Source organism: Lentzea sp. NPDC051838 (assembly GCF_040681245.1).
Classification (GTDB): domain Bacteria; phylum Actinomycetota; class Actinomycetes; order Mycobacteriales; family Pseudonocardiaceae; genus Lentzea.
In genome coordinates this window covers 189,305-210,052 of sequence record NZ_JBFAYI010000013.1, presented here as the reverse complement: position 1 = coordinate 210,052, position 20,748 = coordinate 189,305, and the positions used below count along the sequence as shown (strand labels likewise).

At 68.4% G+C, this 20,748-nt stretch carries 15 protein-coding genes; 11 read left to right on the top strand and 4 right to left on the bottom strand.

Annotated features, from left to right (window positions below; genetic code table 11):
• The first annotated feature begins 11 nt into the window (after positions 1-11).
• From AB0M24_RS26900 to AB0M24_RS26875, 6 genes are read left to right on the top strand one after another with little or no spacing between them, the layout of a single operon-like run.
• The gene (locus AB0M24_RS26900) at positions 12-1,139 is read left to right on the top strand and encodes a glycosyltransferase family 1 protein (RefSeq protein ID WP_363773453.1); all 1,128 of its coding nucleotides are present in this window, start codon (positions 12-14) and stop codon (positions 1,137-1,139) included.
• A gap of 25 nt (positions 1,140-1,164) precedes the next feature.
• A complete protein-coding gene (locus AB0M24_RS26895) occupies positions 1,165-2,013 on the top strand; it encodes a glycosyltransferase family 2 protein (protein WP_363773386.1) in 849 nt (282 codons plus the stop codon).
• Positions 2,010-2,582 (top strand): hypothetical protein, encoded by a 573-nt coding sequence (locus AB0M24_RS26890; RefSeq protein ID WP_363773383.1) that lies wholly within the window; start codon positions 2,010-2,012, stop codon positions 2,580-2,582. The genes AB0M24_RS26895 and AB0M24_RS26890 overlap by 4 nt, the downstream gene beginning before the upstream one ends.
• Positions 2,579-3,130, top strand: a complete 552-nt coding sequence (locus tag AB0M24_RS26885) for a hypothetical protein (protein ID WP_363773380.1) — start codon at positions 2,579-2,581, stop codon at positions 3,128-3,130. The genes AB0M24_RS26890 and AB0M24_RS26885 overlap by 4 nt, the downstream gene beginning before the upstream one ends.
• Before the next feature lie 3 nt (positions 3,131-3,133).
• Positions 3,134-5,620 (top strand): glycosyltransferase, encoded by a 2,487-nt coding sequence (locus AB0M24_RS26880; protein WP_363773377.1) that lies wholly within the window; start codon positions 3,134-3,136, stop codon positions 5,618-5,620.
• On the top strand, positions 5,621-6,712 hold the full coding sequence (locus AB0M24_RS26875; RefSeq protein WP_363773374.1) for a glycosyltransferase family 1 protein: 1,092 nt from the start codon (positions 5,621-5,623) through the stop codon (positions 6,710-6,712).
• A gap of 238 nt (positions 6,713-6,950) precedes the next feature.
• Here the strand turns inward: AB0M24_RS26875 and rfbD are convergent, their stop codons facing one another.
• Together rfbD and rfbB are read right to left on the bottom strand one after the other, a co-directional pair.
• The gene (rfbD, locus tag AB0M24_RS26870; protein ID WP_363773450.1) at positions 6,951-7,808 is read right to left on the bottom strand and encodes a dTDP-4-dehydrorhamnose reductase; all 858 of its coding nucleotides are present in this window, start codon (positions 7,806-7,808) and stop codon (positions 6,951-6,953) included.
• Positions 7,805-8,791, bottom strand: coding sequence for a dTDP-glucose 4,6-dehydratase (gene rfbB / locus AB0M24_RS26865; RefSeq protein ID WP_363773371.1), 987 nt, complete (start codon positions 8,789-8,791; stop codon positions 7,805-7,807). The genes rfbD and rfbB overlap by 4 nt, the downstream gene beginning before the upstream one ends.
• 110 nt (positions 8,792-8,901) lie before the next feature.
• Between rfbB and AB0M24_RS26860 the strand changes: the two genes are divergently transcribed.
• The 3 genes from AB0M24_RS26860 to AB0M24_RS26850 all read left to right on the top strand — a co-directional run bounded on the left by AB0M24_RS26860 (position 8,902) and on the right by AB0M24_RS26850 (position 12,777).
• Positions 8,902-10,467, top strand: coding sequence for an LCP family protein (locus tag AB0M24_RS26860; RefSeq protein ID WP_363773368.1), 1,566 nt, complete (start codon positions 8,902-8,904; stop codon positions 10,465-10,467).
• A gap of 67 nt (positions 10,468-10,534) precedes the next feature.
• Positions 10,535-11,725 carry an LCP family protein gene (locus AB0M24_RS26855; RefSeq protein WP_363773365.1) on the top strand — a complete coding sequence of 397 codons (1,191 nt, stop codon included), beginning with the start codon at positions 10,535-10,537 and terminating at the stop codon, positions 11,723-11,725.
• Between the two features lie 368 nt (positions 11,726-12,093).
• Positions 12,094-12,777 (top strand): TIGR03089 family protein, encoded by a 684-nt coding sequence (locus AB0M24_RS26850; protein ID WP_363773362.1) that lies wholly within the window; start codon positions 12,094-12,096, stop codon positions 12,775-12,777.
• Here the strand turns inward: AB0M24_RS26850 and AB0M24_RS26845 are convergent.
• Both AB0M24_RS26845 and AB0M24_RS26840 read right to left on the bottom strand, forming a co-directional pair.
• Positions 12,758-13,174: a DoxX family protein gene (locus AB0M24_RS26845; protein WP_363773359.1), complete on the bottom strand. Its 417-nt coding sequence runs from the start codon at positions 13,172-13,174 to the stop codon at positions 12,758-12,760. The two genes, AB0M24_RS26850 and AB0M24_RS26845, sit on opposite strands and share 20 nt — an antisense overlap.
• 124 nt (positions 13,175-13,298) lie before the next feature.
• On the bottom strand, positions 13,299-15,290 hold the full coding sequence (locus AB0M24_RS26840) for an RICIN domain-containing protein (protein WP_363773356.1): 1,992 nt from the start codon (positions 15,288-15,290) through the stop codon (positions 13,299-13,301).
• A 185-nt stretch (positions 15,291-15,475) separates the two neighbouring features.
• Here AB0M24_RS26840 and AB0M24_RS26835 point away from each other — a divergent pair, with 185 nt between their 5' ends.
• Entirely contained in the window at positions 15,476-16,543 is a 1,068-nt protein-coding gene (locus tag AB0M24_RS26835) for a hypothetical protein (RefSeq protein WP_363773353.1), read from the top strand.
• A 3-nt stretch (positions 16,544-16,546) separates the two neighbouring features.
• The gene (locus AB0M24_RS26830; RefSeq protein ID WP_363773350.1) at positions 16,547-20,746 is read left to right on the top strand and encodes a hypothetical protein; all 4,200 of its coding nucleotides are present in this window, start codon (positions 16,547-16,549) and stop codon (positions 20,744-20,746) included.
• The last annotated feature ends 2 nt before the right edge of the window (positions 20,747-20,748 follow it).

Sequence of the window (20,748 nt, the reverse complement as noted above, 5' to 3'; positions counted from 1 at the left end):
CCGAACCCAGTGTGCTGATCGACGCCACCGCGGTCCCCGCAGACCGCGGTGGCGTCGGCCGTTACGTGGATTCGCTCGTCGCCGCACTGGACGCGGACGGCGCACGCCTGGCCGTCGTGTGCCAGCCGCGCGACGAAGACCTGTTCACGAAGATCGCGCCGAACGCCCGCGTCGTGCGGGCCGCGGACGCCGTCGCCACCAGGACAGCCCGTCTGGCCTGGGAACAGACGACGCTGCCGCGCCTGGTGCGCTCTCTCGGCGTCGACGTCGTGCACTCACCGCACTACACACTTCCGTTGGCCAGCAAGGCCGCATCGGTCGTGACGCTGCACGACGCCACGTTCTTCACCGACCCCGTGCTGCACTCGTCGGTCAAGGCGCGCTTCTTCCGCGCGTGGACGCGCGCTTCGCTTCGTCGCGCGGACCTGTGTGTGGTGCCGTCGCAGGCCACCGCCGACGAACTGGTGCGCGTCGCCGCCGCCGACCGCCGCGTGCTGCACATCGCGCAGCACGGCGTGGACACCGAGCGCTTCCACCCGCCGTCGCCGGACGAGATCTTGGCTGTTCGCCGCGCCCTGTCGTTGGGGGACACGCCCTACGTGGCGTTCCTCGGCGCTCTGGAACCGCGCAAGAACGTGCCCGCGCTGATCCGCGGCTTCGCCCAGGCGATGGTCGGGCGGGTCGACCCGCCCGCCCTGGTGCTCGCAGGCCAGCCCGGCTGGGACAGCCAGGTCGAGCGCGCGCTGGACTCGGTGCCGCACCGGATCCGCGTGATCCGCGCGGGCTACCTGCCGTTCGAACAGCTCGCGGGCTTTTTGGGTGGCGCGCAGCTCGTCGCCTACCCGTCCTTGGGCGAAGGCTTCGGCCTGCCGGTGCTCGAGGCCATGGCGTGCGGCGCCTGCGTCCTGACCACCCGAAGACTGTCGCTGCCCGAGGTGGGTGGTGAGGCGGTCGCGTACTGCGGTGTCGGAGCGGGGGACATCGCCGCCGCGATCGCCGATCTGTTGGACGACCCGGCCCGCCGTTCGTCTTTGGCGGCCTCTGGGCAGCAACGTGCGAAGGACTTCTCCTGGGCCATGAGTGCTGAGCGGCACCGGCTGGCCTACGAACGCGCGGCTCTGGTGCGCCGCCGCCGCTGAAACGCGACGCACTACTGTGTCGCGCGTGAGCTACGGCGATGGACTTGGTGTCGTGACGGTCACGTACTCGCCGGGCGAGACGCTGGCACCGTTCGTGGACACCCTCGCGAAGGCGACGACCCGCCCGGTGCAGGTCATCCTCGCCGACAACGGTTCCACCGACGGCGTACCCGAGCAGGTGGCCGAAGAGCGCGAGAACGTGAGGTTCGTGCCCACCGGCGGCAACCTCGGCTACGGCGGCGGGGCCAACCGCGGGGTGGAGGCGCTCGGCGAGGACGTCGGCTGGGTGCTGATCTCCAACCCCGACATCGAGTTCGCGCCCGGCAGCGTCGACGCGCTGATCGAGGCGGCGGGCCGGTGGCCGCGGGGTGGCATGTTCGGGCCGCTCATCCGCGAGCCGAACGGTGAGGTCTACCCGTCGGCGCGGTTGTTGCCGTCCATCGGGCGCGGGCTCGGGCACGCGGTGTTCGGAGCGTTCTGGAAGTCGAACCCGTGGACGAAGGCGTACCGGCAGGAGAAGGCGCCGACCGAGCGGACCGCCGGGTGGCTGTCCGGCAGTTGCTTCCTGATGCGGCGTGAGGCGTTCGACTCGGTCAAGGGCTTCGACGAGCGCTACTTCATGTACTTCGAGGACGTGGACCTCGGCGAGCGGGTCGGGAAGGCCGGCTGGCAGAACGTCTACGTGCCGGACGCCGAGGTCACGCACATCGGCGGGCACTCGACGGCGAAGTCGAGCAACCGGATGCTCAAGGAGCACCACCGGAGTGCGTACGTGTACCTGGCGGATCGGCACCAAGGGGTGCTGTGGGCGCCGTTCCGGCTGCTGCTCAAGGCCGGGTTGACGCTGCGGGTGAAGCTCCTCACCAGAGGATGAGCAGACACAAGCGGCGCCCGGTCGAGAAGCCGGACGACGCACCGATCCCGAAGCGCAAGGCCGCGGTGCTCATCGCGGGCGGGCTGGCGACGATCGCGGTCGGCGTGGCGCTCAGCATCACGATCACCACGGGTTTCCTGTTCATCGGGTTCCTGGGCGGTCTCGCCTACGCGATCGGCGTGACCGGGCTGGCCGAGCACAAGTGGGCCGCTCTGCCCGCGTTCGCCCTCGGGGTCTTGGCGCCGTTCCTGCTGACGTTCGGCGGTCACAGCGTGCTCATGCAGCAGATCGGGCACGTCGAGCACTGCACGGTCACGCACGTGGAAGAGCACCCGTTCAACAAGTACCCGTCGGTCGACTACACGCTCCAATGCCCGAGCGGAACGATCGAGCTCGACCGCAACTGGAACGAGCGGTTGCTGGTCATGGAAGCGGACGCGCTGATCGGCGAACCGCTGCAGCCGGTGTTCGCGGACCAGACCAGATGGAACCTGCTGCTGGTCACAAGCGTCCCCCTGGCGATGATTGCCATGATTCCCGTCGCCAGGGCGCTCAGGAAAGTCCCATGAGGCGGCCCGTACCGCTGATCGCCATCGGGCTGGCCGCGATGATCGCCGCCGTCGTGCTCGGTGCGATCGTGCCCAGGGGGTACCTGCTCGCGGTCATGATCTCGTGCTGCCTGCTGTCGATCGCGTTCGCGTGGGGAATCGGCAAGCTCGGACCCGCGTGGCTGGTGCTGCCCGCGTTCATGGTCGTGATTCCGGGCACAGCGGTCCTCGTGGGCGACGGTCACCGCGCGTTGATGGACCTGCTCGCCACACCCGAGCAGTGCGTGATCACGAAGGTCGAGGACATCCCCGGCCCGGACAACCCCGCGTTCGCCCACTACGTCACCTGCCCCGACGGCGCCGAGCTGCGGATTGTCGTGCCGGGCGAGCAGGACAAGAAGCTGCGACCAGGCCCGACGACCGTGCTGCGGCACCCGGTCATGAAGCCCTTGCTCGCGGAACGCAACGACTGGTCCGCGGAATGGGTCTTCGGGGTACCAATCGCGATCTTCTTGCTCCTGATCTGTGCAACCACACTGCGGGCGCGCAGAGTGATGAGGCAGGCTTAGGAGGTGGATCGCGCATCACTGCCCGTCGTGTCCGTCGTCGTCGTCAACTACCGAGGCGTGGAGGACACGATCACCTGTGTGCGCGGGCTCGCGGAGGTGGACTACCCGGCTGAGCTGCTGCAGGTCGTCGTCGTCGACAACGAGGCGCACGACACCGCACGCCTGACCAGGGAACTGCCGAACGCGAAGATCGTCACGTCGCCGCAGAACCTCGGGTTCGCGGGCGGTTGCAACCTCGGTGTCGAGCACGCCACGGGCACGGTGCTCGCGTTCCTGAACAACGACGCGCGCGCGGACAGCGCGTGGGTCAAGACCGCGATCAAGGTCTTCCACGCGGAACCGTCGGTCGGCGCGGTCGCGAGCAAGGTCCTCGACTGGGACGGCCAGAAGATCGACTTCGTGGACGGCGGGCTGACCTGGTTCGGCATGGGCTACAAGCGCCACGCCGGGCTGGACGACGACGGCAGCCACGACGACCCGCGCGACGTGCTGTTCGGCACGGGCTCGGCGATGTTCGTCCGCGCGGAGGTCTACCGCGAGCTCGGAGGGTTCGACGAGCGGTTCTTCATGTTCTACGAGGACGTCGACCTCGGCTGGCGGCTGAACCTGCGCGGCTGGCGGGTGCGCTACGAACCCAAGTCGCTGACGTTCCACCGCCACCACGCGTCGATGAGCTCGATCGACCACAGCCGCGAGCTGTTCCTGCTGGAACGCAACGCCCTCGCCGCGCTCTACAAGAACTTCTCCGACGAGACCCTGGCCAAGGTGCTGCCGGCGGCCTTGGCTCTGTGTGTGCGCCGGGCGACCGCGCGCGGCGAGATCGACCCGACGCAGCTGGAGATCACCCGCAGGCCGTCGGACCCGGCGCTCGACCGCGAACCGGTCGGGGTGTCCAGGGAGGCGCTGGCCGGGTTCCTCGCGATCGACCAGTTCGTCGAGCTGATGCCGTCGCTGGCCGAGTCGCGCAAGATCGAGCAGGCCGCGCGGCGGAGGTCGGACGCCGACCTGGTGCCGTTGATGCGCAAGGCGCTGGAGCCCGCCTATCCCCTGCCGCGCTACCTCGCGGCGCACGACATCCTCATCGACGTGCTCGCGCTGGACGAGGTGTTCGGCAAGCCGCGCAAGATCCTGGTGATCACCGGCGACGCGATCTCTGAGCGGATGGCCGGCCCGGCGATCCGCGCGTGGCACATGGCGGACGTGCTGTCGGGCGAGCACCAGGTCCGCCTGGTCACGACGAACCCGATGTGCGTGCCGCCGGACGCGCCGTTCGCCATCTCGCAGGCACGGCCGAAGGAACTGCCGTCGCACGTCGCGTGGGCGGACGTGGTGGTGCTGCAGGGCCACGCGCTGGAGATGATCGCCGAGCTGAAGAAGCCGTCGTCCAGCAAGATCGTGGTCTGCGACATCTACGACCCGATGCACCTGGAGCTGCTGGAACAGGGCAAGGACGACGAGGACGACAAGCGGGCGGAGGACCTGGAGACCGTCACGCGGGTGCTGAACAACCAGCTCGAACGCGGCGACTTCTTCCTGTGCGCGTCGGAGCGGCAGCGGCACTTCTGGCTCGGCCACCTCGCCGCGCTGGGCAGGCTCACACCGACGTTGTACGACAACGACCCGACGACCGAGTCGCTGCTCGGGATCGTCCCCTTCGGACTGTCGGGCAAGCCGCCGCAGCGCACCGGACCGGCGATCAAGGGCGTGGTGCCGGGGATCTCCGACGCGGACAAGGTCGTGATCTGGGCCGGTGGCGTGTACTCGTGGTTCGACCCGCTGTCGCTGATCCGCGCGATGGACCAGCTGGGGCAGCGGCGATCCGACGCGAAGCTGTTCTTCCTGGGGATGAAGCACCCGAACCCCGAGGTGCCGGACATGGACATCGCGGGCCAGACGCGGGCGTTGTCCGCTTCGTTGGGGCTGACCGGCGAACACGTGTTCTTCAACGACGGGTGGGTGCCGTACAACGATCGGCAGAACTTCCTGCTCGACGCGGCGTGCGGGGTCACGACGCACTACGAGCACGTGGAGACCACGTTCGCGTTCCGCACGCGGGTGCTCGACTACCTGTGGGCGGGTCTGCCGATCGTCACCACGTCCGGCGACTCGTTCGCGGATCTGGTGCTGCGGGAAGGTTTGGGCGTCGTCGTGCCGCCGGAGGACCCGGAGGCACTCGCCGACGCACTGGAGAAGGTGCTCTACGACGAGGAGTTCGCGGCCGCGTGCCGCGAACGCATCGCCGTCGTCCGTGAGCGGTTCACCTGGGAGACGGCGCTCGCGCCGCTGGCGGAGTTCTGCCGCGACCCCAGGCCCGCTGCGGACCGTCTGCCTGGCTCCGCACCACTGGTGCGCACACCGGGGTTGAGCAAGGCGGACAAGGTGAAGCGGGACCTGCGGCTGGTGCGCGAGTACCTGGACGCCGGTGGCCCGTCCGAGTTGGCCAAGCGGGCGACGGGGCGTCTGCGCAAGATCGCACGTGGTGGCAGCTGAATGGCGAGATCCCCGAAACCCCTCTCTGTGCTGCTCGACGGCACACCCCTGCTCGGACTCCGCACCGGAATCGGCCGCTACACGGCGGCACTGGCCGAAGAACTGGCTTCCATGCCGGAAGCCGTCGACGTGCGCGCTGTCGCGTTCACCTTGCGCGGTTGGCGGGCGTTGCGGACTGTGTTGCCGCACGACGTCACGGCGCGCGGGCTTCCCGTTGCGGCACGGGCGTTGCGCGCGATGTGGCTGCGGTCCCCGTTCCCGCCGGTCGAGATGCTGGCCGGGTTCTCCGACGTCATGCACGGCACGAACTTCGTGCTGCCGCCGACGGTTCGGGCCGGCCGGGTCGTGACGATCCACGACCTGGCGTTCCTCGACTCCCCCGGCGACCTGCCGCCGTCGGACCGCAGGCTGCCCGAGCTCGTCCGGCTGTCGGCCCAGCGCGCGGACGTGATCTGCACGCCGACCGCGGCGGTGGCCTCCGTGGTGGCCGACCGGTTCGCGGTGCCGTTGGAGAAGATCGTCGTGACGCCGCTCGGGGTCGATCCCGCGTGGTTCGCGTCGCGGCCGCCGTCTCCCACGCTGCGCGGCCGGCTCGGGCTGCCGTCCGAGTACCTGCTGTTCGTGGGCGCGGACGGGCCGCGCAAGGGCCTGGAGTACCTGATCAAGGCGCACGCGGCGGATCCGTCGCTGCCGCCGCTGGTGATCGTCGGCCCCGGTCAGTCCGGTGTGGACGGACGGGTGCTGCGGACCGGGTACCTGTCGGACGTGCACCTGCGTTCGGTCGTCGCCGGAGCCACCGCTCTCGTGATGCCGTCACGCGACGAAGGTTTCGGACTGCCGGTGCTGGAAGCGTTGGCGTGCAACGTTCCTGTGGTGTGCTCGGACGTGCCCGCGTTGCGCGAGACCGCCGGTGGCCACGCGCTGCACGTGCCGGTCGGGGACGTCGAGGCACTCGCCGAAGCGCTCTCCCAGGCCGTCGCGGCACCGGCGACCCCCGCAGCCCAGGCCGAACGACGGGCGTACGCGTCGGAGTTCACGTGGCGCAGGTGTGCGGAGAAGACGGTTGAGGCGTACCGGCAGAGCAGAGCCTGACGTTTCGACGTTGTAGGGCGTCAGGAGTCCTGGCGCCCCAACGACTTCACCGAGAGTGCGGCCTCGGCGAACGTTTGTCGAGCTGGCTCAGCGACACCTGTCGTGAGCCCGTGACAACGGCAACGCACTTCAGGAAGCGCTGCCGATCGGAATCCGCTGTCGCGGGACGCTGAGGGTTGCGCCCGGAATCGAACATGCCGAACAGGTTCTCGTACTTGAAACGGCCGTGCCAGACCGGTCACTCCAATGGCCCAGCACCAGCACGGGGAGCTACCACGCCCGCCTTGAATGCCTCCGAAAGGGCGCTTCGCCAGTGCGGCAACGGACGTAGTCCCGCTGCTGCCCATGCCGCACCCGACAGCACCGAGTAGGCGGGTCGTGGAGCGGGTCGCGGGAAGTCAGCGGTGGTGCAGGGCTTGACGCGAGCCGGATCGGCGCCGAGCTCCTCGAAAATCGCCTGTGCGAAACGGAACCAGGTCGTCTCGCCACCGCCCGTCGCGTGCAGAAGACGCTGCGAAGGCAACACCGAGGCCAGCTCGAGAAGTCCTGCCGCGAGGTCGTGCGACCACGTCGGCGCGCCGCGCTGATCGTCCACAACGGACACCGAAGGTCGCGAGGACTCCAGTGCCGCCATGGTCTTCACGAAGTTCGAGCCGTGCACGCCGTAGACCCACGACGTGCGCACGACGTAGCCACCCGCTTCGAGCACACGGCGTTCGCCTTCGAGCTTCGTTCGCCCATAAGCGGATTTCGGCCCAACGGGGTCCGACGGCTCGTACGGCCGCGTGCCGTCGCCGGCGAACACGTAGTCCGTCGACACCTGGATCAGCGGAATTCCAAGCGACGCACAGGCTTCCGCCAACAAACCGGGGCCGACCGCGTTGACCGCGAACGCGCGGTCCTCGTCGGTCTCGGCGGCGTCGACAGCGGTGTACGCGGCCGAGTTGATCACCGCGGAGGCACCGGCGAGGTCGTCGGCGGTCACCTTCGTGACGTCCAGCTCGGCCGACGACAGCGCGCGGACGTCGGAGGACAGCGCTGCGAGGTCCTGGCCGAGCTGGCCACGACCACCGGGAACGAGGATCAACGCGCTCAGCCCTTCGCCAGCGCGGCGCGTTCCTTGAGCGGCTCCCACCAGGCGCGGTTCTCGCGGTACCACTCGACCGTGTCGGCGAGACCGACGGCGAAGTCGACCTGCGGCGCGTAGCCCAGCTCCGAGGCGATCTTGGAGATGTCCACCGAGTAGCGGCGGTCGTGACCCTTGCGGTCAGTCACGGGCTCGACAGACGACCAGTCGCGGCCCGTCGCGGCCAGCAGCTGCTCGGTCAGCTCGCGGTTCGTGAGCTCGGTGCCGCCGCCGATGTTGTAGATCTCACCCGGACGGCCGGCCTCGGCGACGAGCTGGATGCCGCGGCAGTGATCGGCGACGTGCAGCCAGTCGCGCACGTTGAGCCCATCGCCGTAGAGAGGCACCTTCTTCCCGTCGATCAAATTGGTGACGAAGAGCGGAATCACCTTTTCGGGGAACTGGTACGGCCCGTAATTGTTCGAACACCGAGTGATGCTCACGGGCAGTCCGTGCGTGCGGTGGAATGCGCGCGCGAGCAGGTCGGAAGAAGCCTTGGAAGCCGAGTACGGCGAGTTCGGTTCGAGGATGTGGTCCTCGGCCCACGAGCCGCTCTCGATGGAGCCGTAGACCTCGTCCGTCGACACGTGCACGAACCGGCCGACGCCCGCGTTCAGGGCGCCCTGAAGCAGCGTCTGCGTGCCCAGGACGTTCGTCAGCACGAAGTCCGCGGAACCCTCGATCGAGCGGTCCACGTGCGACTCCGCGGCGAAGTGGACGACCACGTCGACGCCCTGCATCTGCTCGGACACCACGGCGGGGTCGCAGATGTCGCCGCGCACGAACTCGAACTTGCCGGCGACCGGTGCGAGGTTGGTCTCACTGCCCGCGTAGGTGAGCTTGTCGAGCACCACCACTTCGGCACCCGCGAAGGCGGGGTACGAGCCGCTCACCAACTCCCGCACGTAGTGCGAGCCGATGAACCCGGCCCCACCTGTCACCAGTACGCGCATGCTCAATTCCTCCTGTGGTGTGCCACCGCTCGCAGTCTGTCATGTACCTGATCGCTGCAACCCACAGCGACGTCACGTCGTGTGTCTTATAAACGACTAAACTCGGCGTAGTGGGGGAGGAAACGATCGTGGAAGGCAGGAGTCTGCCGGTCAGGGTGGAGGGGACCCGGCCGTCGACGGCTTTCCGCGCGTTCCTGGTGACCGGGCGAATCTTCGTCACGCTGGTCTCGGCAGCTGTGTTGACCGTCACGTCGATCGGCTGGGCGAAGATCAAGAACGCGAACGACGGCATCGTCAAGACCGAGGTCATCTCCGAGGAACTCGTGAAGCAGGGCCCGAAGCCGCTCGACGGCGCCGTCGACATCCTGCTGGTCGGCGTGGACAGCCGCACCGACGCGCAGGGCAACCCGCTGTCGAAGGAAGCGCTGGCGCTGCTCAACGGCGGATTCGCGGACGGTGAGCAGAACACCGACACGATGATCCTCGTGCACATCCCGGTGGACGGCACGCGCGCGGTCGCGATCTCGTTCCCGCGCGACTCCTACGTCGAGATCGCGGACGGGTTCGGCAAGCACAAGCTCAACTCCGCGTTCGCCCGCCAGCGCAACACGGTCGACCAGCAGCTGCGCGCCAAGGGCGAGACCGACGAGCAGAAGATCCGCACCGAGTCGATGGCAGCGGGCCGCAAGACGTTGATCAAGACGATCGAGAACATGACCGGCGGCACCGTGCGCGTCGACCGGTACGCCGAGGTCAACCTCGCGAGCTTCTACGAGGTGACGAAGGCCATCGGCGGCGTCGAGGTCTGCGTGAAGGAGGACACGGAGGACTCCGACTCCGGCGCGGACTTCAAGGCGGGCCCGCAGACGATCGAAGGCGCTCGGGCGTTGTCGTTCGTGCGGCAACGGCACGGGCTGCCCGGTGGCGACCTCGACCGCATCGTGCGGCAGCAGGTGTTCATCGGCGCGCTCGCGAAGAAGGTGCTGTCGACCGGCACGCTGACCGACTCGGACAAGCTGAACGGGCTGGTCGAGGCGGTGCAGAAGTCGGTGATCCTCAGCGCGGGCTGGGACATCACCACGTTCGCGGAGCAGATGCAGGGCCTGGTGGGCGGCAACATCGAGTTCCGCACCATCCCGGTCGGCGACCCGATGGACACGTACGGCGACGGCAACGTGCTGCCGGTGAACCCGGCGCAGGTGAAGAAGTTCCTCACGAACCTCGCCGCGGACAAGTCGCCGTCCAGCTCCGCGCCGACGACGACCACGACGCTGCCGGCGCCGCCGAACTCGTCGATCACCGTGCAGGTCTACAACGCGGCCGGGGTGCAGGGACTGGCGAGCACCGTGCTGAACGCGTTGGCGGGCAAGGGGTTCAAGCGCGGCACCTTCGCCTCGGCACCGCAGATCAGCGACACCACCGTCGTGAAGTACGCGGCGGGCGAGGAGGGCTCCGCGCGGAAGGTGGCCGCGGAGCTCGGCCCGAACACCGGCGTCGAGGAGGACGCGTCCGTCCGAAAAGGACAGGTGCAGGTCTTCGTCGGCACCGACTACTCCGCACCGGGCGGGGACGACGGTGAGGACGTCGATCCGCAGGGTGTGCCCGGTACGTCGTCGAACGCCCCTTCGAGCAGCGTGCCGCCGATCACGGCGGGCGGACTGGTCTGCGTGAACTGAAACCCCGGCGTAACGAGCTTCCGATAGTTACGCTGAGCACGAAAAACCAGTACACGGAGGACCGACGTTGAGCGCTGCCACCCGAGCGAAGAAGACCGCCCTGGTCGTTGCCAGGACGCTCGTCGCGCTCGTCGCCGTGACAACGCTGGCGTTCTCCGGCTACTTCTGGACCGCGCTGCGGCTGGTGCAGCAGAACACCAACACCACGCAGATCCTCGAGGTGCTGGAGAACATCCCGAACTCGCCGCCCGCGGAGGACGGCGCGCTGGACATCCTCCTGGTGGGCAGCGACAGCCGGACGGACGCGCAGGGGCGGCCACTTCCCGCGGACGTGCTGCGCAAGTTGCGCACCGAGGGCACGGACACGGTGAACACGGACACGATCATCGTGATGCGCATCCCGCGCAACGGCGGCAAAGCGAGCGCGATCTCGATCCCGCGCGACACGTACGTGCCGATTCCCGGTTTCCGCGAGGACAAGATCAACTCTGCGTACGGCGCGGTGAAGTACCTCACGGCCGAACGGCTGCAGGCCGAGGGCGTGTCGGATCAGCAGGAGCGCGAACGCAAGTCCGACGAGGCAGGGCGCAAGGCGCTGGTGCAGGTCGTGCAGGACCTCACGGGGATGCGGATCGACCACTACGCCGAGATCAACCTCTACGGCTTCTACCTGCTGACCGAGGTGATCGGCGGTGTCCGCGTCTGCCTGAAGGCCGGCACGTCGGACCCGAACTCCGGCGCGAACTTCCGCGCGGGCGAACAGGTGATCTCGGGCGGCGACGCGCTGTCGTTCGTGCGGCAGCGGAACATGCCCGGCGGTGACCTGGGTCGCATCCAGCGGCAGCAGGTGTTCATGTCGCAGGCGATGAAGCAGCTGCTGTCCGCCGGCACGTTCACCGACCCCGGCCGGATGAACGGCCTGCTGGACGCGATCTCGAAGTCCGTGGTGATCGACGAGAAGCTCGACCTGGCAACGCTCGCGACGCAGGCGCAGGGTCTCGCGTCGGGCAACGTGGAGTTCGCCACGATCCCGGTCACGAACATCGACGCGCGCAACGAGCGCGGCCAGAGCGTGGTCACGGTGGACAGGGACGCGGTGAAGGCCTGGGTGGCGCAGCAGATCGGTGAGACGCCGAAGCCCGCGCCCTCGTCCACCTCCACGTCGCCCGCGAAGTTCGGTGCGGGAAAGCTGCTTTCGCTGGACGGCTTCCCCGCCGTCGCGGCCGCGGCCCAGCAGGACGTTCCCTGCATCGACTAGGAGTGCCGCCTGTCGGACGGCACGTTCCATCGGACTGGGTCCTGGTCGCGCGCGCTATTGCTCTTCGACGTCCTGATGGGGCCAACCTGCGCCTTCCGACACCTCGATGAACACGTGGGCACCGCCCGGCCCTTGACCCGCGCCCCTGTTGAGAACCTCGTACACCTGCCGCACATCGTCTCAGCGCTGGAGGGTTTTTCCGAGGGCTGAGACGATCGCCATCACGACACCCGCCCGGTGCCCGCGAAGTTCGGTGCGGGCAAGCTGCTTTCGCTGGACGGCTTCCCCGCCGTCGCGGCCGCGGCTCAGCAGGACGTTCCCTGCATCGACTAGGGTCGTGGCATCCCCAGCGAACTAGGAGTTGCCGCGTGAGCGTGACCGAGATCCTCTTCACGCCGTTGCTGAAGGCCGACTCCGGCCGTCCGCTGATCACGCATTACGACGACGCGACGGGCTCACGGGTCGAGCTGTCCCGTGCCACGATCGCGAACTGGGCAGCGAAGACCGCGAACTGGTTGCGCGACGAGCACGACGTCGAGCCGGGTGACCCGGTGGCGGTGCTGCTGCCCGCGCACTGGCAGACCGCCGGCCTGCTGCTGGGTGCGTGGTGGTGCGGCGCTCGCGTCGTCGGTGCGGGCGTCGATGCCCGCGTGGCCGTCGTTCCGCCCGGTGGCAAGGCCGATGCCGACGTCGTGGCCGTGGCTTCGTTGCACCCCATGGGGTTGGGTGCCGGTGCGCCGGTCGACTACCTGGACGACGTGCGCGTGCACGGTGACGACTTCACACCGTGGTCGCCGGTGCCGGGTTCGACGCCGGCGCTGGGCGAGTCCACTGTGGACCAGCTGGTGGCCGAGGCACGCGAGCTGGGTGCGAAGCTGGGTGCCGAGCCGCGCGTGTTGTCCACTCTGGAGTGGGACGTTCCTTCCGGTGTGCTGGAAGGCTTCCTGGCCGTGCTCGCGGCCGGTGGATCGCTCGTGCAGGTGAGCAATCCCGACGCGGGCCGGTTGGCCGCGCGCCGGGAGAGCGAGAACGTCACGCTGCAGCTGGGTTGAGCACCTTGTTGTTCTTGAACAGCACGCGGTCCAGCGCGTAGGCACCGCCGTTGAAGCCGAGCGCGAGCGCGCCGGCTCCGAGCACCACGACGAGCTCCCCGCCACCTTCGCCGAGCAGGCCGTTCGGCAGGTGCACGAGAACGAACGCGCCGAGCATGTCGACCGCGAGCAGCACACCGGCGATCGGCAGCGCCACACCGGCGATCAGCGCGAGGCCACCGGCGAGCTCGACGGTCGCGGCGAACGCGGCCGAGACCGAGGGCAGCGGAACACCCATCTTCTCGAACGACGCGCCCGTGCCGGCGAGACCGAACTCGGTCCACTTCTGCCAGCCGTGCGCGACGAACACGATGCCGAGGCCGATCCGGCCGATGAGTGCGGCGACGTCCTTCACCATGGTTCCTGCTCCCCGATCCTGTCGTTCCGCTGTCGGTCGTTCAACTTCGAACCAAAACTAGTACAGGTTTGAACGACCTCATGAAAACGACAGGATCCCCACAGCGAATCCTTAGGGAACGAGGTCAGGCCGTGGTCAGCTGCTCCACGGTCCAACGCTGGTTGGCCTGGTCGGCGCCGTCCCACTGAACGACGACCGAGCCGTTCGCGGTGCGGTGCTCGTACACGTCGAGGGTCTTGGCGGTGAGCGCGCTCACGATCGCCACGGTCTCGTTGGGCTGAGCCGCGAACACGAACTGCTGCGCGCCCGCGTAATGGCACGCGTACTGGATCAGGTGCACGCCGTTGTGGATCTCAGCGTTGCGGACGTCGAGACACTTGCCGGACTTCTTGTTCTTCAGCGCGTACTTCTTGTCGCCGAGATCGACCAGTTCCCACACCATCTTGTCGCCGCCGACGCAGTCCCAGATCTCGGTGAGGGCGAAGTCGGCGAGCGCACCCTGGTTCGGGACGTTCGTGAGACCGGCGACCTGGAGGCAGCGGCCGGACTGCTGCCCCTTGAGGCGGATGGTGCCGAGCGTCATCTGCTTCGTCCACTCGACGTGGCTCGGGTCGATGAGGCGCCATTGCTGGTTGATGGCGTTGGTGTTCGTGTACTGCACGACCAGGTTGCCGTTGGCGGTGCCGTCCGCGGTCGCGTAGCTGCCGTTGCCGATGTTGCGCAGCTGGAACATGCCGTTGGGGTTCTCCAGGAACTCCCAGCGCTGGTTCGGGTGGTCGTTGCACGGGTTCTGGACGAGCCAGGTGCCCGCGATGTCCAGGCACTGCTTGGAGTTGAGGTTGATCAGCTGGTAGCCGTCCGTCTTCTTCGCCAGCTCCCACACCTGCTTCACACCGCGCACGCAGTCCCACAACTCGGTGCTCGCGCCGGGGTTCAGGGCTCCCTCGCCCTGGCCGCCGACGACCTGCAGGCACCGTCCTGACTGGACGCCCTGCAGCTCGATCACCCGGTGGTCGGCCGGCTTGATCAGGTCCTGCTTCGCGGCCACGTGCTGGCCCGTGTTGAGGAACTCGTCGTAGGCGAGCTTCGTCCCGGCGGCGAGTGCGGCGCGGGCGGCGGCGGCGAGTTTCGGCTGGTACCTGTCCGCGACCGCCTTCTCCAGGATGACGCGGATCTGGCGCTCCGCCTCGATCTTGTCGAGGCGGTCCTGCTCGTCGATGTCGGCCTGGTGCGCCGCGTGCACGCCGGTGAAGATGAACTCCTTCCACACAGCGGGTTCGCGGCTCTCGTAGGCGATCTGCGCCTTGGCCTTCACCTGCGCGCCCCTGGTGCGCTTGATGATCTCGTAGATGAACTCGCGGTCCGGGAGGTTCTTCAGCTCCTCGGTGGCCGTCGACTGGGTGGCCGCGGTCCAGGCCTGTTCCTTGGCCTTGCGGTTCGCCTCGCGCTCGAGTCGTTCGCGCTCAAGGCGTTCCGCCTCTTCGATCTTGCGCTGCTTGTCGATGCGCGACGCGGCGTAGATGCCGGTGACGAGGAACTCCTGGCGTTGCTCGTCGGTCGAGCCGGTGCGCAGGACGTTGGCAGCGCCCTTCTTGACGTCGCTGCCCTCCTCCGCGTGCTCCCAGAGCTTGAAGACGAAGTTCTCCAGCGAGACGTCGAGCAACGCCTGCGGGACGTCGGTCCAGCCGATTTCCGCTGCTGCCGCGAGACGTTGACGATCGCGCTCGGCCTTCTTCGCCGCCTCGATCTGGTCGAGGACGCTCGCGTCGAAGATCCCCGCGGTGATGAACCGGTAGCAGGCCTGCTCGTCGGTGTCGGTGAACGCCGCGAGCGCGGCGGCCTTGACGTTGCTGCCGTCCTTCGCCTTCTGCCACAACGTGATGACGAAGTTCTTGTCCGTCATCACCGCCATCTCGGGCGTCAGGATGATGTTGATCTCGCGGGCCGCACGCTCGCGCTGTTCCGTGGTCGACTCCTGAGCTTCCTGTTCGGCGGACTGGCTCGCGACAGGTGCTGCCACCGCCGGCGCGGTCGTCGCACCGGTCACCAAAGAGGCCGCTACCGCGAGCGCTGCTGCTGCGCGCATGCCACGGCCGACCAGAGTGGATCTGGACAAGTGAATCCCCCACGATTCATCAAGTTGTCGGCACCAGCCCCAGTTACCCCCCAAGGTGCCGGGCGCACTGTAAGCACGCGCCTCAGGCCACCGCAACGAGTTTGCGCCGAACGGACGCACATTGACACGCGTGTTAGGAAATGCCTTGGGGGGGACGAGTTTTACTGGGGTACTGGGGGAAGTAAATGGCGCTCAGGCTCGCGGTTCTGGCTGCCGCGCTCACGGTGGGAGCGGTCCTCACGACCACGGCTCCCGCTGCCCTCGCCGACACGAAGACAGCCGCTGACCAGGTCGAACTGGCCTCGTTCCGCCGCGACTTCGTCATGAGACTGGCATTGCGGGACGCGATGCCGGAAGTCAGGGCGGAGGCCTGGAACGCGTTGCGCAGCAGCGCGGGCGAGGCCGCTCTGGTCGACTTCCTGGCCATCGGATATCCGAATGCCAAAGCGAGAGCAGCCCAGCGAATCGATCGAAATTACAAATACATCAAGCGCGTCAACGACTTCTCGTTGCCGGGCAGCGCGGTACGCGCCACCTCCGCGGTGGCGCTCACGAGCACCTCCGCCGCGCAGGCCGAGTACGTCCAAAGTGGACATGCTCGGGCCCAGGAACTGGATCGCCTGAACAACAACAAGTACGAGGAGAAACTCGCCCGGATGGCGCAGGAGGACCGCGACTACGTGGCCGTTCTCGCCGCTGATGATCCCGGCGTCCAGGTCCGCGCGGCGGCGAACCGCGCGTTGTCCGTGGGCGACGAGACCTCGATCGGGTTGTTCTTCAAGTACTACTGGGGAATCGGTGCCGACCTCGACACCGAGGCGTTCCGCCGCACGACCTCCGACCAGAACGACATCTGGCACAGCAAGATCCGCACGCTGACCGAGGCGGCGCTGGCCGCGGAGAAGGCCGAACGCGAGTCGAGCGGCGAGCTCGCCCGCAAGGCCCGTGCCGACGCGATCGCGGCGTGGCGCGAGATCGAGAGCCAGGCCAGTCAGTCCTCGGTGGACTGGAACGCCGAGAAGGCCAAGGCGGACAGGCAGGCGTCGAGCTGGGCGTCGGTCGCGGCACACGCACGCGCGGCGCAGACGGAACAGGACTGGGCAGCTGTGCTCGCTCGGGCCGACCAGGGCAACCACTCCTGGGCGGACGAGGCCGAGTGGGCTTCGCAGCAGGCCAACTCGTGGCGATCCATTGCCGCACAAGCACGTTCGAACGCCCAAGCGGCGATCGACCGTGACCAGGGGGACGACTAAAACATGAAGCGCAGACATCCCGGCGCCGCCACGTTGCGGCGCCGGTCGATCACGGCCGTCATCATCACGCTGCTGTTGTCGTTGACGGGCGGGAACCTGCCCGCGATCGCAGCGCCACACCAGCCCGCACCGGTGTTCCAGTCCACGGCGAGCGAGCCGGTGGACGAGGAGTACGAGTTCTACCGGCAGCTCGTACAGGACATCGCCGAACACGCGGAGGACGTCGAGGTCCGCGACGCCGCCATCGCAGCACTTGCCGTTGGCACCAAAGAGAAACTGATCTGGTTCCTCGACCACGGCGAGACCGAGGCCCGCGCCAAGGCGGCCGAGCGCAAGCGCGCCGAGGCCGCGGAGAACCGCCGCAAGGTCGAGGAATGGGCCCGCACCGGCGGCCCGAACGTCAAGGCGGGCGCCCAAGCCGCGTTGACCGCCGGCGACCAGGCGATCAGGGACTTCGTGGCCTACGGCTACGAGATCGCGCTGAAGCAGGACAAGCAACAGGCCGAGGACGACAAGGCGGAGCAGGAACGCATCATCGCCCGCGTCCGCGACATGGTCGAGCACGGCGGCCCGCAGGTGAAGATCGAGGGCGAGGCGTTGCTCGCCCGCGGCGACTACGCCCTGATCCGCGAGTTCTACCTCACTGGCTACGCCGAGGCGAACAAGCGCGACCACGACTTCCAGGCAACGATCGAGCAGGCGTTGATCGACCGCAACAAGGCGATCACCGACCTCACCGCGCTGGCCCGTCGCAGCGAGGAGGCCGCGAGCGCGCGGGCGGAGATCGTGCGCGCCAACATCAAGTCCGTCAAGGCGTTGGACGACGGCACGATGGCCATGACCATGGCCGCCAGGGCCGCCCACCGCGCCGACCAGATCCTGCAGGAGGACAAGCCGGGAAGGGCACAGGGCCACAAGGGCCGCGACGCCGACATCGACGCCCTGCGCGCCGAGGCGACCCGCTACGCCGACACCGGCAACCGCGCGTCGGTCAGCGCTGCTGAAGCCACGGCACAGGCTCAGAACGCGGCCGTGCGGCTGATCAACACCGGCATGACCAACGGCCTCGACTGGGCGAAGGTCACCATCGGCATCGGCGGCGCGGTGGAAGCAGCCGCCAAGGCCGCCGAAACCGCCCAGCACGCCATCGAGGCGACGCTCGCCGACTCCCGCGCGCTGGACGCGAACGCCGGTGCGCAGGAACACGCCGAGAACGCCAGGAAGTACCGCGCGGAAGCCGAACGCCAAGCAGCGCAAGCAGCAAGCCTGGCCGAGGCAGCGCGCAAACAGCAGGACATCGCGGTCGCCTCACGTGATCGTGCCGCCCAGCAGAGGACCATCGCCCAGAACGCGGCGGCGAGCGCACGCCAGCACGCCGTCAACGCCCGCAACCACCGCCTCAACGCCCAGGCCGCGGCCTCGAACGCAGTCGCCAAGGCACACGCGGCGGTCAAAGCGCAGAACGACGCGTTCGAGGCGAAGAAGAAGGAAGACGACGCGATCAAGGCCGTCCGGGACACCGGCACGGAGCTCGACGTGGTCATCAAGATCAAGATCTTCAAGTCCAGCTATGCCGAACGGGTCGAGGCCCAGCTGAAGAAGGCGCGCGAAGAGGCCATCCGGGAGGGCCGCAACGCCGACGAGGCCACGAAGGACATCGCCGAGGCCGCGGGCAGAGCACGTTCCGAAGCCAACGCGGCGGAGGCCTGGGCCGGGCGTGCCGGCGCCGCGGCGTCCGCAGCGAACGCGGAGGCACAACGCGCCGCGGTGGATGCACGCACAGCCCGTGCGGCTGCCTCTAGAGCAGACAAGGAGGCCGTGACCGCACGCCGGGCTTCCGACGAGGCGAACCGGCTCGCGCTGGAAGCGTCCAACGTCGCGATCGCCACGCAGGCGTCGGCCGACCAGACCCGGTACGAGGCCAACGCCGCGGTAGCCGAGGCGAACTCGGCGGTGTGGCAGTCGACGATCGCCGACAGGGCTTCCTCGGCGGCGGCCGCGTCCGCGTCGTTGATCATCGATCCGGCCCGTGCCGCCGAGGTGGTCACGCGGCCGTACGCGGGAATCAACGGCGACGCCCGCAGAGCGCTGGAAACCGCAGCCAAGGCGTTGACCATCGGCGAGGAGCAGTCCCGTTCCGCGCGGGAGAAGGCGGAGGAGGCGGCGCGGGCGGCGACCCAGGCCCAGGAAGCCGCCACCCGAGCCATCGGTGACACCAAGCTCGCCTACGAGGCGGCCGCCCGTGCCGCGGAGTCGGCGAAGCTGGCCGCGCAGTACGCGGTGAGCGCCGACACCGCGGCGAACCAGGCGTCGCAGAACGCCGCCGGTGCGCACAAGGCTGCCTCGACGGCGGCACAGCACGCGTCATCGGCGCGGTCGGACGCCGTTCGCGCGGGCAACTCCGCGGCGATCGCGTCCGGTGCCGCGCAGGCAGCGGGTCAGGCCGCGGCCGCAGCCGAGTCCGTCCTCAAGTGGGCGACGCAGGCGACGGCGGCGATCCACACGTTCGCGAGCGAGGTCGGCCAGGCCCTCGACCAGATCCAGGACGCGAGGGCCAGGGCGGAGGAGGCGCAGCGCAGGGCGCTCGAGCAGGCCAAGCGCAAGCAGGACGAGCTCAACGCCGAGTTCACGCGCGGACTCACGGGCTTCATCAGCTGCATGGCGGGACGGTTCACCGGGGACTGCGCCGCGTTGGAGCGCAAGATCGCCGAGAAGGTCGGCCAGGGCATCGACGGGGCGAAGGACCTCGCCAGGGACATCATCCTGTGCCAGGGCGGCGACGAGGCGTCCTGCCGCCGTGGCGCGGAGGGCATGAAGAAGATCCGCGACTTCACGCTCGAGGCGGGGAAGGGCTTCATCGAAGGCGCGGTGAACACCTGGAACGGCATCGTCAAGCTCGCCGAGTGCGGCGTGCAGGGCGTCACCGGTTCGAACTCGACGGCCTGCGGCGAGATCTGGGCGGGGATCAAGGACGTCTGGGACAACCCGTACAAGCTGGTCCACCTCGACGTCTGGCACGAGAACCCCGGCAAGGCGTTCGGGCTCACCGCTTTCGACGTCTTCGGAATCGCCGTCACCGCACCGATCGGCGGTAGCGGCGGCCTGCTGGGCAAGGCGTTGGGCGCCGTGGGATCGGCAGTCACCAAGGCGACGACCAGGATCGCGGGTGGCGTCGGCCGGTTCGGCAGCTTCGTCGTGAAGCTCGCGGAGGACATCGCGCTGCCGGTCAAGCTGCCCGGCAACATGGCCGAGGTCCTCAACCTCTCCGTGCGGATCGAGGGCGGCATCGCCAAGCTCGACGGCGCGGTCGTGGGAATCGACGGCACGCTCTACCGGTTCGACTCGCTGACCATGCGGGCCGAGGGCGACCTCGCCCGGATGGAGGGCGCGATCGCCCGCATCGAGCGGAAGTCACCCGACGTCGAGCTCGAGATCACGCTCGAGAACGGTGTGGCCAAGCTCAAGAACGCGGCGTTCAAGTTCGAGCAGCTGGAACGGGTTCCTCCACCCGAGCGACTGACCAAGCCCGAGGGCAAGATCGTCAACGGGGAATGGGTGTTGGAGGAGTACGGCCAGACGCTCAAGCTGACCAAAGCGCAGAACGAGGCGGCCGATCGCTTCCTCGCCAAGGCGAAAGCGGCGGAGCACGAGATCACGGCTGTCGTGGACGACCTCGTCGACGACCTCCGGCCGCAGTTCCCGAGCGCCCGGCTGATGGGCTTGGAGCACAGCCTCAAGAGCCCTGACTCGCTGAAACGCAAGGTCTACAGCAAGCTGAACGCCACCCCGGACGTCGACCGGCTGCTCGCGGGCATCGGCGACGCGGTCCGGTACACGATGGTCGTCGACGACGCCGCCTACTACGCCGGTGTCATGAAGGGGATCGAGAAGCTGGAGGACGCGGGGTTCGAGAAGATCGAGGTCAACAACTACTGGTACGAGTACCGGAACGAGGACAGGTACCGCGGCGTGAACAGCACGTGGCGCGACCCGGACTCGGGGCAGCTCTTCGAGTTCCAGTTCCACACGGAGCACAGCCTGCGGGCGAAGGAGTTCGAGCACCCGTGGTACGAACTGCACCGGGTGCCCGGCGTGGATCCGCTGGAAGCCGCGTTCGCCAAGGCGCAGGCCGCGCTGATCTTCGGCGACGTGCCGTTCCCCGAGTGGGCGCAGCTGATCCCGCAGTTCCCGTACCGGCCGTAGGG